The organism is Marinomonas sp. 5E14-1 (assembly GCF_039939215.1).
Lineage (GTDB): Bacteria > Pseudomonadota > Gammaproteobacteria > Pseudomonadales > Marinomonadaceae > Marinomonas.
Genome location: NZ_JBDXMW010000003.1, coordinates 1 through 15,236, shown reverse-complemented (window position 1 = coordinate 15,236; position 15,236 = coordinate 1). Strand labels below are relative to the sequence as shown.

Here is a 15,236-nt window from a genome sequence, read left to right as displayed (position 1 = left end):
TTGTTTTCATTTAATTGGAGGATGTATTTATATTTCAAAGCACCAGAAGTTGATGCTGTATGGGCTCACAATGTTGAGTTTTGAAAGTTTGGGGAAGTCTTTTAGTTTTACTTTTCCCTGTTTGAGTTTGGGGCGAACACTGTTGATTCGGATCTTCTTAGAAGTGAGGGAATCTGCAGTGATTTCAAAACGCCTTTTCTTTAGACCAAACTCCTGACAATTTATGATTTTAGGGCTGGAGGACATGTTGATAATTAATAAAGTACATTTGCCTTCTTTCTTCGCGCTGTGGCAATAGGTTTGTACGAATGGATCATTGCTTTGAACTTCGAATACGTTTTCTCCCATTAATTTCCCCCACAACCAGCTGACCCAATAATCTGGATTCGGTTTGAGTGTTTGTCGATTAATGAGTGCGTAATCTCCGCCAATAAGGCTTTGTCTCACCATGACTTTTTGACCAGATTTTGCCCCTCGCCCTAATTGATCTGCCCACCAAAAGCAGGAAACGAATCGATCTGAGAGTTTGGCTTGCCCTCCGCATTGTGCAGAGCCTGTTTCGCCTGTCCAGAGCTGAGCTTTGGGCTGATGTTGGTCGCGTAGTTTTCTAAGTTGCAAGGCGTATTTCTCATAAGATTTGAGAGAGTTTGGTGAAAGGATATTGTTGAGTGTCGCCGCACGGGTGCGAACAGGAGAGCGGCTACTTTGAAAAGGATAATAATGCCAATCAATAATGTCGATTTCTTCTGTTAAGTGCTCCAAGAAAGGTGCAGAAATATTACTAATAGGCTTAACGGCTTCTCCAATTCTTGGCCAGAAAGCACTGCCAGGGCCTGCAACTAAACTGTTTGGACTGTATCGGCGGACGCAACGAATGAAAGTGTCGTAATCTTTTGCGAGATTTTTAGCGCTGGGCTGTGAGGTAAAACCGTGGAAAGCCCAATAGGCGTTGAGTTCATTTCCGAGCTCAAAAATGTCGATTTTTTGCTGATTATCTTGGCAATATTGTAATAAGGATTCGACTTCATTGGTTTGCCAACCACCTTGTTTACGACGCTCAAAGAGGCCGTATTTCATGGTGAACATTAATGCTAAATCATTCCGCTGGCAAAAGCTGTGAAGCTGATTCCACATGTCTTGTGTGAGCTCTAAGCTATCCGCTGATGCAGGTGCTGCACTGGTAAAGTAATGAATTTTGTCGGCTTCCGAGCCGCCAACACGCACATAAGCAGGGCCAAGAGCATTGACGAGATTATCTAATGCTGGCTGACTGAGGTCTAACGGTTTAACTCGTTGCGTACCTAATCCGTGCTGAGTCCCTTTGCTGCCTTCCCACCAAAAACCGCCAGCCAACACGGAAATATCAATGGAGAAGGAAAGGAACCGAGCATCGACTTTTGCAATAGGAGAAGCCTTGTTTAGGCTAATGGAAACCGTTTTATGTTGTCTTTGTTGGTTTCTTCTATTCCACGGTCGGACTAATCTATAACTAAACAAGGCGCGTATTCTCAAGTTAAAGGTATTAAAAGCTTGCATCATAAATGTGACATTGGTGTTGCAGCTTCTTGTCGCTTTTCTAAAGTGGTTAGACTAGATTGAACTTAAACAATGGAAGGTATTCGTATGAAATACATAGTTTTGCTTATGTCGGTGTTGCTGATTGGTTGTACCAGCGCACCTAAAGATATCGCTCCAGTGACTGAGTTTCAGGTGGAACGCTATTTAGGAACTTGGTATGAGATTGTTCGTCAAGATCATGCTTTTGAAGAAGGTTTGTCGAATGTGACGGCGACATATTCAAAACAGGATGATGGTGGAATAATGGTTTTAAACCGAGGCTATTCTGCCGAAGATAAAGAATGGCGTGAGGCAAAAGGCAGAGCCTATTTTGTTAACTCATCTGATATTGGGCATTTAAAAGTGTCTTTCTTTGGGCCTTTTTATGGGGCTTATGTGATCTTTGAGTTGGATAAAGAGAATTACCAATACGCCATGGTAGTCGGCCCAAGTCGCGAGTTTTTCTGGTTATTATCAAGAACACCAACGATGCCAGAGTCCATAAGGAATCGATTGCTCAACAAAGCGGAGTCTTTGGGGTTTCACATGGATAAGCTTGTCCTTGTAGATCAGGACAACACGTAAATCTTATATAACCACTGACGATGTCATCATTTAAAAAAGAGAACAAGTGATGGTTTCCTTGTTTTCTCCTTTGAGACACACAGCGCTGTATGCTTCGGAATTCTGAATGAAAGCATAGTGAGTGTCGGAGTCTCGGCAAAGAGCAAGAAAGTTCGCTTGTCTTGTATGGAAGTTGGCTTGATTGATTTCATACGTGAGATTGGATTTATCTCTGTTTAGTGCAATGTCGGTTGTATTATCTTGCTCTTTTATAAGCCTATTTAATTCATTGTATTGTCTGCGTGTTTGATGGCAATAAGCGCTGTTCGGTGTGGTCTCTGCACATTCTGTTATGGCCATTTCTAAGTGTGCTTTTTTATCCTGATAATAGCCCAGATTTTCTTGTGCTTGATTGGCTTTGATGCGGTTCAGGTTCTTGGTTTGTGCAAGCTGGTCTAATCTCAGCTTCGCCTTGTTAAGCTGTGCTTCCTGCACCAAACACTGGTTTCCAAAGTGAATTAAATTGTTGCCATGGGCTAAACTCATTGCGAAGCAACTGATGATGAGAAAACTGTATTTAATAGTTAAATGAGAAGTCATCTAAAGATTACCTGTTTAAAAATGTATTAAAGAATAATAAGGTGTCTCAGGTTGCTTTAAAAAGTTGGTAGAAAAAGAGACAAATCTAAATAAAGCTATCTATATAGTCTAAATGGCTATATTATGCAGTCGCAAGCTAGAAAGAAGTCTCTAAATTAAAAACTCTGTAATACGTTGTTTTATTCATAAATCTTCGTTCTGAAGTTTCTAACTACCAGTCTATTTTTTTGCATTTTCAGCCTTTTTAAGGCTACTTATATTTAAAAATCAGGTGATTATTTATGTCTAATAAAGTTAAAGGTACTGTTAAATGGTTCAACGAAACTAAAGGTTTCGGTTTCATCGAACAAGAGAACGGTCCAGATGTTTTTGCACACTTCAGCGCTATTGTAAGCGATGGATTCAAAACTTTGGCTGAAGGCCAACAAGTAGAATTCGTTGTAACTGACGGCCAAAAAGGCCCTCAAGCGGAAAGTATTACTGCGATCTAATTCGTAAGTAAGCATATATTAAGAAAGAGTAAGTTCCTTTGGAACTTACTCTTTTTTTTGCCTTCAAAAAAGGAGAAGAGAACTTAAGGAAGGTGCGAATAAGTCTTCTGAACTTCAATCTTATCAGAGAAACGGTCTATCAAGGCAAGAGTGAGCAGGAATGTTAATACCTTTCAATCACTCTTAACGCAGAGAGGTCGTTTCTCTGAAAGACCCGAAGGGCGTGGGCTAAACACTTTTTATTCTTTGTTAAGCTTCTTGCCAATATGTTCATATTGGACTGCGAAGCTTGCCTCGAATAATAAAGGTTTATCCACACGCTGAAGCCAGTGGACTTATTCGTACCTTCCTTAAGTGGCCATTGTTTTGCCACGAAAAGCAAATTACAGAATATAAAGTAGGGTGAATATTATGAATCGTCGACATTTCCTTGTGACCGCAGCTTGCGCCGCAGCCGCTGCAAAATACTTTTCTCCATCATTGATTGCTCAAGAAGCAGGTTCAACATTTGAGGTGGTTTATACCAAAGAAGAATGGCAAGCCAAACTAACCAATTTCGAATACAAAGTTATGCGAGAAGAAGGCACGGAGCGTCCGGGCAGCAGTGATTTACTGGATGAAAAACGAGTGGGTGTTTATGATTGCAAAGGCTGTGATTTACCACTTTATGATTCAAGCACTAAATACGACAGCCGAACAGGTTGGCCAAGCTTTTATCAAAGCCTACCAAACGCCGTGGAAACAAAAGCCGATAACAGCTTTTTTATGAGCCGAACGGAAGTGCACTGTCGTCGTTGTGGTAGTCATTTAGGCCATATTTTTAATGATGGCCCACAGCCGACGGGCAAGCGTCATTGTTTGAACGGTGTCTCTTTGGTTTTCCGTCCTGCTTAATGCACCAAATTTATCAAGCCAAATGGCGACTTCATCGAGAAGACGCCATTTTTCCTTGTAACGTGGCCATTAACGTAGCCGCTAAAATACAAGCACCACCGATTAATTGCATAGTGGAAAAGCTTTCACCTAGCCAAATAAAAGCGAACAATGCACCAAATGCGGGTTCCGAGCCAGTCAGTAAAGCGACTCTTGAAGGCGTTGTGTGTTTGACGCCATAGTTTTGTGCGAACAAAGCGAAAATAGTACAAAAGATAACTAAGTAAAAAGCTAAAAACCAAAAATTTCCTTCGATTGGTACTAAATGTGTCATGGCGTTATCGCTCATGAAAAAAACAATCAAAGCACCTACCGTCACAACATTGGCTTGAATGCTGGTAATGTTTAACGCTGAAAGACGTTTGTTCTTTAACAGCACCTGTGTAGAAACCACCATACAAGCGCGTAATAAGGCCGCCAGTAAAATACAATAATCCCCAATATTAAGAGTAAGAGATTCCCAGCCAAGTTCATTCTGAGTTAACAACAGCACGCCAACCACAGATAACAAAGCAAACCCAAACACACTCTTGTGAGGCCATTGTTTATTAAAAATCGCTTCTACAAAAGGAGTCATCAAAACACAAAGGCTAATCAGAAATGCCGCTTTCGAAGCCGTGGTGTGAAATATTCCATAGGTTTCTGCAAGGAAAATAGAAAGCAAAACAACACCCGTTGGAAGCGCGTGTTTCCAATCTTTTGTTAACCCTTTACGAGTGTCTCGCCAATAATTTGGCATCAATAACAAGGACGTCAATCCAAAGCGAATCACGATGAAAGCCAACACGCTGGTATAGACTAATGCTTCTTTTGTTATGCCATAACTGGTTCCCCAAAAGATGGCTGTGAGCAATAAGGAAAGTTCTGCAATCGGTAGACGACTGAACAGAGAAGGAGAAGTTAATGTTTGGGTATTCATGTTTCCTCACATTTTAAATAATGGCGTATAGATTGATAGATGAATAAAAAATTCGTTTAGGAGTTAAGAAAGGTTGTATGCTAACTTGTGTTTTAAGTTGTGATAATACGATCAAATAGAAAAAGACTTATGACTCATGGACACAAATAAACTTATTGCATTGCTACCCGATATGGCGGCATTTGTTTCAGTTGTTGAGACGGGGAGCTTCACCAAAGCCGCACAGCAATTAGGCATTACGCCATCGGGTGTAAGCCGACAAGTGTCTCGTATGGAAAGTGTGTTATCAGCGGTATTGGTAGAACGCACCACACGACGACAAACCATTACGGCCGTAGGTATGGCGGTGTACGAACAGTGTCGTAATATGCTTGATAGTGCTAAAGAAGCGGTTGTGGCCTCTGAAAGTAATACGACAGAAGCCAAAGGGCGTTTACGTATTGCTGTGCCAGATGCGTTTGCCAAACAAGTTTTGGAGCCTTTGTTATTAGAATTTATGACGCTTTATCCCGCTATATCCTTGCATGTTCAAGTAACGGATTTACGCCTTGATCCAGCGTATCAAAATGTCGATTTGGTCTTTCATATTGCCGAACAGCCCCATGAACATTTGGTCTGTAAGCGCTTAGGAAAAGTCCGCTCTATTTTATGTGCCAGCGCCGAGTATTTAGCAGGGCGTGGTACGCCAAAATCACCTGACGACTTAGTGACACATGACTGTTTACCGCTTGGTTTTTTCGATGGTGATAATGTTTGGAGCTTTACTCAAGGAGACAAAAAAACTCAAATAACCGTAGACGGACGCTACATTATTAACGATGCCGATATGCGCTTAAAAGGCGTGAAACAAGGTTTTGGTATCGCCTTGTTTCCAGACTTTGTCGTAAACGAAGCGCTGGAAACAGGCGAAGTGATTGAAGTATTAAAAGACTGGCAACTGAAAAGTGATTTCCAAGGCGGCGTTTACATGCAATTTCCCGCCATGCGTTTTATGCCCAATAAACTGCGCGTGTTTATTGATTTTATGATGGCGCGTTGGCATGCTCGGTAGCTTGCTCTTCTTGTCTTAGAGTCAGCACTTCGTAGCCAGTTTGTGTGACCAGAATCGTGTGTTCCCATTGTGCTGATAACTTTTTATCCGCGGTAACCACAGTCCAACCGTCTTTTTGGGTTTTTGTTTTGGCCTTTTCTTGGTTGATCATCGGCTCAATGGCAAAGGTCATGCCTTCTACTAAAACGAGACCCGTTCCCGCTTTACCATAATGAAGGACTTGTGGTTCTTCGTGCATTTCGCGGCCAACGCCATGGCCACAATATTCTCTGACGATGTCTTTTGCCTTGAGAACCTGAGTCGCCTTTGGTATGCCATGGCACACCACATCATTGATCGAAGCATTCAGCGCAAACTCATAACCATATTGACCTAAACTCGCAGGGCGAGAATGCAGTGTATTTCGAGTGTAACCTTCTACTTTATCGTTGATTTCTAAGGTGGAGACGCCTTCTTTAACGAAATCGTCAAGCATATGAAAAACCTGTGCTAAAAGCTTTCCAGACTCTCGCATTAATTCGATTTCTTCTGTGTTTTTGATTTGCACCTGCATGCTACTTCACCGACTTGAGCGATAATTTCAGCAAAAGTGAGTGTTTTATTGTTTCAAGCGGTATTTATTCGAATAGATTTTTTATCAAGCTAATGCTGTACTAACAATAGAAACTATTCTCGCTTTTCATCATGCTTTTAAATGAAGATAGGTGTGATAGAAGGGGGAAATAGTTTTCTTTGATTAGGGTAGAGGTGAAAGATTCCAAGCCACTTTTATGTGGCTCATTTACTTATTAAATTTATCCAATAACACCTAAATATTCACCAATAACTGTTAAATCTTCTTCGGGGTTGTCTAAGATTATTGGCGAATAGCCAAAGGCATTGGTATCGGGCTTTAGGGTTATTCGGGTGTTGATTTGTTCACTATCGATCGCTGTTTTTTCACTGTGGTAAAGTTTAATGGTATAGCTCCCGCCGTGATCTGGGTCTTCTATTTCACGATGTTGAACCAGTACTATTTTTCCGTTTCGAGTGCCAGCGGGGTTTGCTCTAAATAGACACCAAGAACCATTGGCGATTCGACGATTCATAGATTCACCCACCACACGCATAACAAACATGTCATCTTTGATATTTATATGATCAGGGAGTTCAATCCAAGAACACTCTTCTAGGTTCTGCTGCTCGCTAAAGCCTCCAGCAGCGGCGTATAAATCATAAATGGGAACGTGTGTTTTGTACGGCATGGCGTTATCGAATGAGGCGATAGGTAATTCTAAGTCCTGATAGGGTTCTGAGGTAGTTTCAGTTTCTTCTTTTCTTGCGGCTAATTGTAGGAAATAGTTTCGTGTCTCAGGGTCTGTACAAAATAGATAGCAGCCTTTTTGTCCACGAGTCATGAGGGTTCGGTATGTATTTTTTATGATTTCGTCTGTTACTTTTCTTGCTTTCTCTGGTGCTTCTTTTAAAAGCTTTTTAAAACCTCGAATAGAGCGGTCATTAGACGATCTGTTGTTTGCGTTTGTAACAGCGATTCCATCTCGAATGACGAAATCGTCTCCTATGATGACACCAATATAATCAAGCTCTAATCCTTGGCAGGTGTGAATGCAGCCAACTTGCTCAACTGATTTTTCTGCAATCATCCATAAACTGCCGTCCTCGGTTAAATTCCATTGTGCTTCGAAACTATATTCAGGGATAACAATATCTGAAGCTGATTTATCCTTTTTGCTATTCCAATCCCAGCAATAACCTGCGACGAGTCGAGCCTTATTTGTAAGACGATTTTTATCAACGATGGCTGCACGAAGCACGTTCGGGTCATCAAAGACTTGCACATCATAATCAATGTCATCCAAGGTTGGATTGGCGGTTTCTCTGATTTGCAGACAATTATCGACCCAAGATAGATAACCATCCGAACCATTACAGCGAAATTGTGACACCAGACTTAACTCGGTGACTTCGGACTCTAATTCCTGGGCCCAGCTTTTAATTGTCTCTACATTGCCTATGTCTTGCAGCGTAACGCGTTGAGCTTCATCAATAAAAAAGACATTAAATCTTGAACCCAAAATAAGCTCTTTGATTTGGTTTTCGCCTAAGTTACCGTATAAACTGGATTTTTCATTGAGCCGATGAGCTTCATCGATAAGCAAAGCGCCAAATTGATTGGCTTCCACTTCTGTATAAGCCCCTGAACCTTTAAACATTTGGTCGATATGAGTTTTCTTCTTACTGCCAGTGAGCTTCTTTTTAAACACTTCGCGAGGGGCGGCATTTTTAGAAACATACTGCACTAGCATGTCACGCTTGGTGAGCTCTGAGAGCAGGTTAATGGCTACTACTGATTTTCCTGTTCCCGGACCACCTTTAACAATCAAAGTTTGTTTCTTTCCTTTCTGAGCGATATGAGCGAGGCTAATTGCCGTTTCATAAACGAGTTTTTGCTCATCAATCATTAAGAATTCTGAATTACCATTTAGCATGGAAGCCAAGGCATCCGCTAAATTTTTGGAAGGTTTAATCACCCCATGCTCGATGCGATACATAATATTATCGCTGTCACCAAACTTGACGTGACGCTTCAAGAACTCAGAAAGCTTTAATGCATCTTGCGAGATGAAAACAGGTGCTTTTCCTGTGTGGTGAGAATAAAAAGGGTCATTTAGTACATCACCAGATTTCATATTATGAAGATAGGCGCAGGGTTGTAGTCGTATGGATTCCTTGCGTACGGTTTCGTTGTAATCTTCGATTAAAGCTGAATAAGACCAAGCTTGATATGATGGGTGATTGGTTTCTTTTTCACCGTGTTGAAATCGAGTTTTTACAATGGCATCTTTATCGGTTTTCTTCGCTTCTTGCCATTGTTTCAGCTCAATAATAACGGCTGAATCATTACGATTATGATCTTTACCTGTCAGGATAAAATCTACCCGTCGATTTGTCATTGGAAGATTGTATTCTATGGAGACACCCGCCGATGCTGGAATGTCCTCATCCCAAAGCACCTGAGACATATATTGTAATGAGTTTTCCCAAGATAAGGTTTCACTGCGAGGAGAATTGCGGTTTAGCTTTCTCAATACTTCATTTTCTATAATTTCAGCAATTTGATTGGAACGAACATCATCAATAAATTCTCTCTTTGTCGCTGAATATACAATCACTGGTATTTTCCTTATTCGTATTTATTGTATTTTTTCGCACTGCCTCGTACTTTATCAGCAGGATATTTCATTTCGTTCTTTTTCATTTTCTGCTCAACAGCATCTTGGATATTTATGCCAACTTTATCGGCTAGGCGAACAAGATAAAGTTGGACATCAGCAATCTCATCGATTACCGCAGCAAGTTGATCTTCATTGAGCGAAGACGATTCTTCTTCAGTAAGCCACTGAAAGCACTCCAACAATTCACTGGCTTCGACGCTTAATGCCATAGATAGATTTTTAGGGGAGTGGAACTGATCCCAATCGCGAGCCTTGGCAAACTCACGCATGCGTTGTTGAATAATGTCTAAATCCTGCATAAAGGTAATCCATAAATCAGTATTAAGTGAAGATGATATAAAGAAAAGCTAAGAGTTGAATAGTAAAACTTTCAGTAAATTTGGTTGTTTTCTTAGCTATGATTAGGTCAAAACTTATTTAATTATATTTAATAATATTTAATAATATTTATTAAATTATTAAATTATTAGGATTGTAAGTAAAGTAATCCATTTGAACCTTTTTGGAGTAGTTTAGAGGCAGATATTTTATTATCTACTATAAAATAACCCCTCGAGAGGGATGTAAAACAATCTGTCTCGGGGCTCTGTGTAGATTGTTGGTGATGCTTGGTTGATATCAACCACAGAGACCGTAACCTTTGATTTTTGATCTAACTTATTTCGACCTGAGTACGATCGCCGTTTCTGGCAAACCAAAATGAGAACATTATTATTTAATGCTAAGAGTCCAACCTGTAAAGCATTTCAGAAGACCGTACGAGAGAGGCATGATTTCAGGAACAGAATTGCACATCATGAGCCAACTCAGAACTGGCTGATGCGTTAGTCGAACAAGTGTTGTAAACAACATAGCCAAGGATGGTGAATTATGGCTTATGATCGCCCATGGAAGTCGTTTGATGAGCAACTTAGCTTGCTCAAACAACGAGGCATGTCCGTTACAGATGAAGTCGCCGCTAAAAACTATTTAGAACGTGTTGGCTATTATCGACTCAGTGGTTATTGGTACCCTTTTCGACAGTTCTCCATTCATCAAGACCCGAAAACCAAAGTCTTGCAGACTAATGTCAGCGACCAGTTTCATTTGAATACGCATTTTTCTGATGCGGTTGAACTGTATTTATTCGATAAAAAACTGCGCTTGCTTGTATTGGATGCCTTAGAAAGAGTGGAGGTGGCATTGCGTGTTGATATTGCTTACCTATTGGGAAAACGAAACACATTTGCTTATCTAGATCAAAGCGAATTCCACCCAAAATTTTCCAATCGAAAGTTCAATGGTGAGCCTGCATTTGTAGCGTGGCAAACAAAATATTTAGGGTTGGTTAATCGCTCAAAAAAGAAAGAGGATTTTGTAAAACATTACCTCAGTACCCATGGCGAAAATTTACCCATTTGGGTGGCCATAGAAGTATGGGATTTTGGTGCACTGTCTCAGTTGTTTGCGATGATGAAGGTGCCAGATCAGGAGAAGATTGCTGCTAAGTATGGGGTAAAGGATTTTAAGGTTTTTGCTAGCTGGCTTCGCTCATTGAACCATTTACGTAATATAGCGGCACATCACAGTCGTTTATGGAATCGTAATATCGTTGATCAACCAAAGTTACCCGAATTGGGCGAGATAAGGTGGTGTGATGATTTTATCGGTAAGCCAGACTTAATTGCTAAGCCTTTTCTTCTGTTTGCTATATTGCGTCATATTGTACGAGAAATTTGCCCAAATACTCAGTGGCATCAGCGATTAGCCTTGCTTTTAGATGATTTTCCAATAATACAGTCAGACAATAAGCGAACCATTGCTGATATTGGTGTTGTTGAGGGTTGGAGTGTTTGGTGGTCTGATGTGGGGGAAAGCAAGCAATAAAAACCCCCGCGTAATCTCAAAGAGACAAGAGGCAGGGGCCGTATTGAGATCAATACTAAAGTTGGTACCAGTAATGAGTCAAGCATTAACCTAGATACTTAGGCCATTTTTTGTATTGGAAGCTGAATAACTACGACTTAGGCATCCTAGACAGTCGAGTCTTCAATAACCTTTACCTATGGTCATATATCTTAAAAAAACAGTAACAAAGAAAGGCAGACCTCGCCCTCTGAAGAGGACGGTGTCGTAACTCCTTCTACGCATGGCAGATGAGATGAGTGAATCCTAGGTATCTGAGGATATACTTTCAAGTAATAAATCGTTATTTCTATTAATTTTTTGGTTCCCAAGTATTCAAGGCATCTTTACGCATTTGAGATTTCTCAGCTGGTGATGCGCCCCAGTTGCCTTTGTATACTTTGCCTTCCCAATCACCGTAAGATGGGTTTGGTAGTACGATGAATTTTGTACCAAACAAGTCTTTGTTTTTCTCAACAGCTGCGTGGCTTTCTTCGATTGTTTCTACACGGAAGTCGCTTGAGAAGTCGTTTAGGTTGTCACCCATGAAAAGTGCGATGTCGTAGTTCTCCGCAATGATTTCACGACGAGGTTCTTTGTTACTTGTAGAGGTTCTTAGCATCAAATGTGCGTCGTCAACATTCGGAAAACCAAGTTCAATTAGATTTTTGCGCGTGCCCTCTAAACCAACAATCTTGCGGTTCGTTACATAGAAAACTTCAGCACCGTTTTTTGCTACGTAATTTAGGAAATCTTTTGCGCCCGGCATGGCTTTGGCTTCGCTGGCTTCCATCCACTTCGCCCATGTTTTGCTTGAATAGCCGAAGTCTTTACCGATTAGCCAAGTTTGGTAAGCGCTGTTGTCGATAACGGCTTCATCAGCGTCAACCACAACGGCAATTTTTTTGCTGCCAGTGTAAGAATCAGAGAAGGTGTCGAATTGCATTTTTGCAAGGTTAAACGCTTGGTATGACAAGGCTTTAAATTCGCCAGATGATTGCATCCAAGTTGCCGCCAACACAGACTGCTCATTTAAGTCTTTCTGAGAATACTCGGCATCATGAGCCTGTACCGATAACGAAAAACTACCAGCTAGAAATACAGCAGATAAAGCCAAAGTACGTAAACTAGAGTGAAGCATTATAGAACTCCTATTACATTAAAGTTTGGGGTGTTGAACTCAGAAAAAGCATCCATAATCAGATGATTAGCTAATGATAAATGCATAATTCGTTTGGGAATATATCAGGTTTTATTACAATAGGTTAGAGCGAAATATTGCGGACTTTGATTTGCCAGTAAGAGAATGAGGTTTGACGCTTTGTTATTTTCATTCATCCATATTCTGCACACATTTATTTTACCTAGCTTTACCCTCTGTTTTCTTATTGCTTACTTTTCCTCTCCTATAAAATTCTGACCACGTTAACCTCCGGTGTTTAAAGGGATAGATATGAACCAGTTTGTTTATAAAAGTGCGCTTTTTTTGTTTAATACTGTGTATTCTATTAGCCTTGTATTTTTTATGGCGAATGAAGAAGCGAAGCGACACTGAAAAGTTCTCAGTAGATATGAAATTCGCTGCGGGGTTCTCGCTTGTTCTTTGGGTTGCTGTGATTGTCTTTGGACGTTTGATTCCATATGTTGAATGACAATTACCTAAGATGAGACTTCTGTGAAATAAAAATGGCGAAGCAGTTGTGTGCCTGCTTCGCCATTTTTATTTACTTATGTTGCTGGGGTTTCATGAGACGTTCCGTCAGAACTTTCATTTAAGCGTCCTTTTTCAGCCCAGTACATTATGCCTAGCGCAATGCCTCCCATCAGAACAAAGTTTCCTGAAATGGGGACTAATGTGTTGTTGTACATTTGACCAACAAGCGTGCCTATGCCCATAGACATAAGAGAAGATATAGAACCGATAACTGCAGAAGCAATGCCTGCAACGTGTCCCATTGGTTCCATGGCTAATGAGTTTACATTGCCGAACAGCAGGCCAAAGCAGAAAAAAATCACCGCCGCATAAATCAAGAACATCCATAAGTTGATGTCTACAAAAGCATGCAGAATTAAGAAAGCCAGAGACGCTAAAACAGTGACCGTCATGGCTTTGAAAGCGATGATTTTCGCCCCATGTTTTTCAACAATTCTTGAGTTCATTAAAGAGGAAAAGCCGAGTACTAAAGCTAATAAACCAAAGTAGACGGAGAACATATTGCCAGTTTTAAATTGCACCTGAAAGATTTGCTGTGAAGAGTTCAAATAGCCAATAAAGCTACCAAAGAATAAGCCCATGCAAACGGTGTAGCTGGCGGTGATTCGATTGGTTAGAACTTCTTTAAAACCATCTAAAAAGCCTTTTTTGGAAAAAGGAATTCGGTTTGATTTAGGCAAGGTTTCTTTTAATCGGAAGGCAACCCAGACAACAATCAAAATGGCATAAAGCATGTAGAATTCAAAAATACTGCGCCAGTCAGCAATGAATAAAATACCTTGGCCAATGGTCGGTGCAAAAGCCGGTACGAGGACAAATATCATCATAACTAACGACATGATGCGCGCCATTTGAGCGCCATGAAATAAGTCTCGAACTAATGAAATAGCGGAAATATAAGGACCTGCGACGCCTAACCCTTGAATAAAACGGCCAAACATTAAGACTTCCAAGGAGTTTGCTTTGTAGCAAATGACGGTGCCAACAATATACAGAGCAAAACCACCAAATAATATTGGACGTCGTCCTAATGCGTCAGATAATGGCCCACAAATTAATTGCCCTAATGCCATGCCAAGAAACAGCATACTAATGAGCAGCTGCGGCTGATTTGCTGTTGCGGCATTCAGGTCAGAACCAATGATACCTAAAGCTGGCAGAAGCGCATCAATCGAAATCGCAACAATCGACATTAGTGATGCGACTAGGATAGTGAACTCAGTCGGTGATATTCCAGAAGAAGTCGTGTCGTTGTGAGCATTTTCCATATGATATCCAAACTAGAATGAGCCTTGTGAAGGATGCCGAGCAAAATCGGATCCCGTTTATGTCGCGCATTATACTTAGGCTTACTTTGTTTCAATGTGCACAAAATAAGGAAGTGAGTTGAGGGAGATATGAAGAAACAGTCAATACTCGTTAGCAGAGTTATTTCAATCGCTGAACTAGGTTTGGCATTTTCAATAACATGGCCTCGTACCCTGCTCGTATGTAAGTATTCTTAATGTGGTCAGTTACATGCTCATAACTGGCTTTAACAATATATATTTTCTCTCATACTTTTTCGTAGTCCATGGGGGCGATATTGAGAGTGTTTCCATCAACTAACGAGTGTTTGTTCGTAACACTAAATGCAGGCCTTTAAGTTAAAGTATTATTTTCGATGTCTGAAACTAGCATCTCAACCCGTTTATACCCTTGTTGCATATGTTCAACAATATGATCAAGCATGGCTTGTAAGTCATCACCTAATGCTAGCGTTACGTATTTATCATGAGCATCTATTTTAGGGCCAGCTCGATTATGGGCTTTTTGATGAAGTGAGAAATATAAATGCAGGCGGCCACGTAAACGTAACCAAGAGTCTTGTAGTATTTCGTGGTCGCTGTATTTGTAGGCTAGGTTATGGAGCTCTAACTCTTCAAAAATAGTCCCTTCGCAATCATTGTTTTGAATGGCTTGTGTAAGTTTAGCCAATTGGCTTTTTATCTCATTCTTGAAATTTTCGTCACGGCGGTCCCAGATAAGCTTGAAAGCAAACTGCTCTAACTCAGTTCGAAAAGAATAAAGTTCTTGAATTGCCTTAACGGTTACACCTGCTACATAAGTTCCTGTGTAAGGAATGCTCTCAATCAGCCCCTGATCAACCAGTTGACGAATTGCTTCTCTCAATGGTCCACGACTTACACCAAGTAGATCAGAAAGTTGTGATTCGACTAATTTTGTACCTGGAGCGAGATCACCGTTAATAATGGCAGATTTAAGCTGTTCAGCAACATTTGCTCTA

General features: G+C 40.7%; 14 protein-coding genes. 5 read left to right on the top strand and 9 right to left on the bottom strand.

Features of this window, described 5'->3' with window-relative positions; translation table 11 throughout:
• Positions 1-27 precede the first annotated feature (27 nt).
• Positions 28-1,539, bottom strand: coding sequence for a glycoside hydrolase (locus ABFY09_RS03015; RefSeq protein WP_347982815.1), 1,512 nt, complete (start codon positions 1,537-1,539; stop codon positions 28-30).
• A gap of 84 nt (positions 1,540-1,623) precedes the next feature.
• Here ABFY09_RS03015 and ABFY09_RS03010 point away from each other — a divergent pair, with 84 nt between their 5' ends.
• A complete protein-coding gene (locus tag ABFY09_RS03010; protein ID WP_347982814.1) occupies positions 1,624-2,142 on the top strand; it encodes a lipocalin family protein in 519 nt (172 codons plus the stop codon).
• Between the two features lie 30 nt (positions 2,143-2,172).
• Here ABFY09_RS03010 and ABFY09_RS03005 read toward each other — a convergent pair whose 3' ends face one another.
• Positions 2,173-2,721, bottom strand: a complete 549-nt coding sequence (locus tag ABFY09_RS03005) for a hypothetical protein (RefSeq protein ID WP_347982813.1) — start codon at positions 2,719-2,721, stop codon at positions 2,173-2,175.
• A 281-nt stretch (positions 2,722-3,002) separates the two neighbouring features.
• Here ABFY09_RS03005 and ABFY09_RS03000 point away from each other — a divergent pair, with 281 nt between their 5' ends.
• Together ABFY09_RS03000 and msrB are read left to right on the top strand one after the other, a co-directional pair.
• Entirely contained in the window at positions 3,003-3,212 is a 210-nt protein-coding gene (locus ABFY09_RS03000; RefSeq protein ID WP_347982812.1) for a cold-shock protein, read from the top strand.
• Positions 3,213-3,623: 411 nt separating this feature from the next.
• The gene (msrB, locus tag ABFY09_RS02995; RefSeq protein WP_347982811.1) at positions 3,624-4,106 is read left to right on the top strand and encodes a peptide-methionine (R)-S-oxide reductase MsrB; all 483 of its coding nucleotides are present in this window, start codon (positions 3,624-3,626) and stop codon (positions 4,104-4,106) included.
• 31 nt (positions 4,107-4,137) lie between these two features.
• Here msrB and ABFY09_RS02990 read toward each other — a convergent pair whose 3' ends face one another.
• Positions 4,138-5,064, bottom strand: a complete 927-nt coding sequence (locus tag ABFY09_RS02990; RefSeq protein ID WP_347982810.1) for a DMT family transporter — start codon at positions 5,062-5,064, stop codon at positions 4,138-4,140.
• Positions 5,065-5,200: 136 nt separating this feature from the next.
• On the opposite strand from ABFY09_RS02990, the gene ABFY09_RS02985 reads away from it, so the two are divergent.
• The gene (locus ABFY09_RS02985; RefSeq protein WP_347982809.1) at positions 5,201-6,115 is read left to right on the top strand and encodes a LysR family transcriptional regulator; all 915 of its coding nucleotides are present in this window, start codon (positions 5,201-5,203) and stop codon (positions 6,113-6,115) included.
• Here the strand turns inward: ABFY09_RS02985 and ABFY09_RS02980 are convergent.
• The 3 genes from ABFY09_RS02980 to ABFY09_RS02970 form a co-directional block, all read right to left on the bottom strand.
• Positions 6,087-6,668 carry a M24 family metallopeptidase gene (locus tag ABFY09_RS02980; protein ID WP_347982808.1) on the bottom strand — a complete coding sequence of 194 codons (582 nt, stop codon included), beginning with the start codon at positions 6,666-6,668 and terminating at the stop codon, positions 6,087-6,089. The two genes, ABFY09_RS02985 and ABFY09_RS02980, sit on opposite strands and share 29 nt — an antisense overlap.
• Positions 6,669-6,909: 241 nt before the next feature.
• Positions 6,910-9,288, bottom strand: a complete 2,379-nt coding sequence (locus ABFY09_RS02975; protein ID WP_347982807.1) for a DNA/RNA helicase domain-containing protein — start codon at positions 9,286-9,288, stop codon at positions 6,910-6,912.
• An 11-nt stretch (positions 9,289-9,299) separates the two neighbouring features.
• Positions 9,300-9,650: a nucleotide pyrophosphohydrolase gene (locus ABFY09_RS02970; protein ID WP_347982806.1), complete on the bottom strand. Its 351-nt coding sequence runs from the start codon at positions 9,648-9,650 to the stop codon at positions 9,300-9,302.
• Between the two features lie 571 nt (positions 9,651-10,221).
• Between ABFY09_RS02970 and ABFY09_RS02965 the strand changes: the two genes are divergently transcribed.
• Positions 10,222-11,217: an Abi family protein gene (locus ABFY09_RS02965; protein ID WP_347982805.1), complete on the top strand. Its 996-nt coding sequence runs from the start codon at positions 10,222-10,224 to the stop codon at positions 11,215-11,217.
• A gap of 331 nt (positions 11,218-11,548) precedes the next feature.
• Here the strand turns inward: ABFY09_RS02965 and ABFY09_RS02960 are convergent, their stop codons facing one another.
• From ABFY09_RS02960 to ABFY09_RS02950, 3 genes are all read right to left on the bottom strand, one after another.
• A complete protein-coding gene (locus ABFY09_RS02960; protein WP_347982804.1) occupies positions 11,549-12,376 on the bottom strand; it encodes a 5'-nucleotidase, lipoprotein e(P4) family in 828 nt (275 codons plus the stop codon).
• A gap of 587 nt (positions 12,377-12,963) precedes the next feature.
• Positions 12,964-14,217: a multidrug effflux MFS transporter gene (locus ABFY09_RS02955; RefSeq protein WP_347982803.1), complete on the bottom strand. Its 1,254-nt coding sequence runs from the start codon at positions 14,215-14,217 to the stop codon at positions 12,964-12,966.
• A gap of 373 nt (positions 14,218-14,590) precedes the next feature.
• A partial coding sequence (locus tag ABFY09_RS02950) for a GntR family transcriptional regulator (RefSeq protein ID WP_347982802.1) occupies positions 14,591-15,236 on the bottom strand: 646 nt, incomplete at its 5' end.

What these genes read in the sequence shown, in the direction of transcription:
- ABFY09_RS03015 (WP_347982815.1), bottom strand. Translation starts at nt 1,539, where the DNA reads ATGATGCAAGCTTTTAATACCTTTAACTTGAGAATACGCGCCTTGTTT.
- ABFY09_RS03010 (WP_347982814.1), top strand. Translation starts at nt 1,624, where the DNA reads ATGAAATACATAGTTTTGCTTATGTCGGTGTTGCTGATTGGTTGTACC.
- ABFY09_RS03005 (WP_347982813.1), bottom strand. Translation starts at nt 2,721, where the DNA reads ATGACTTCTCATTTAACTATTAAATACAGTTTTCTCATCATCAGTTGC.
- ABFY09_RS03000 (WP_347982812.1), top strand. Translation starts at nt 3,003, where the DNA reads ATGTCTAATAAAGTTAAAGGTACTGTTAAATGGTTCAACGAAACTAAA.
- msrB (WP_347982811.1), top strand. Translation starts at nt 3,624, where the DNA reads ATGAATCGTCGACATTTCCTTGTGACCGCAGCTTGCGCCGCAGCCGCT.
- ABFY09_RS02990 (WP_347982810.1), bottom strand. Translation starts at nt 5,064, where the DNA reads ATGAATACCCAAACATTAACTTCTCCTTCTCTGTTCAGTCGTCTACCG.
- ABFY09_RS02985 (WP_347982809.1), top strand. Translation starts at nt 5,201, where the DNA reads ATGGACACAAATAAACTTATTGCATTGCTACCCGATATGGCGGCATTT.
- ABFY09_RS02980 (WP_347982808.1), bottom strand. Translation starts at nt 6,668, where the DNA reads ATGCAGGTGCAAATCAAAAACACAGAAGAAATCGAATTAATGCGAGAG.
- ABFY09_RS02970 (WP_347982806.1), bottom strand. Translation starts at nt 9,650, where the DNA reads ATGCAGGATTTAGACATTATTCAACAACGCATGCGTGAGTTTGCCAAG.
- ABFY09_RS02965 (WP_347982805.1), top strand. Translation starts at nt 10,222, where the DNA reads ATGGCTTATGATCGCCCATGGAAGTCGTTTGATGAGCAACTTAGCTTG.
- ABFY09_RS02960 (WP_347982804.1), bottom strand. Translation starts at nt 12,376, where the DNA reads ATGCTTCACTCTAGTTTACGTACTTTGGCTTTATCTGCTGTATTTCTA.
- ABFY09_RS02955 (WP_347982803.1), bottom strand. Translation starts at nt 14,217, where the DNA reads ATGGAAAATGCTCACAACGACACGACTTCTTCTGGAATATCACCGACT.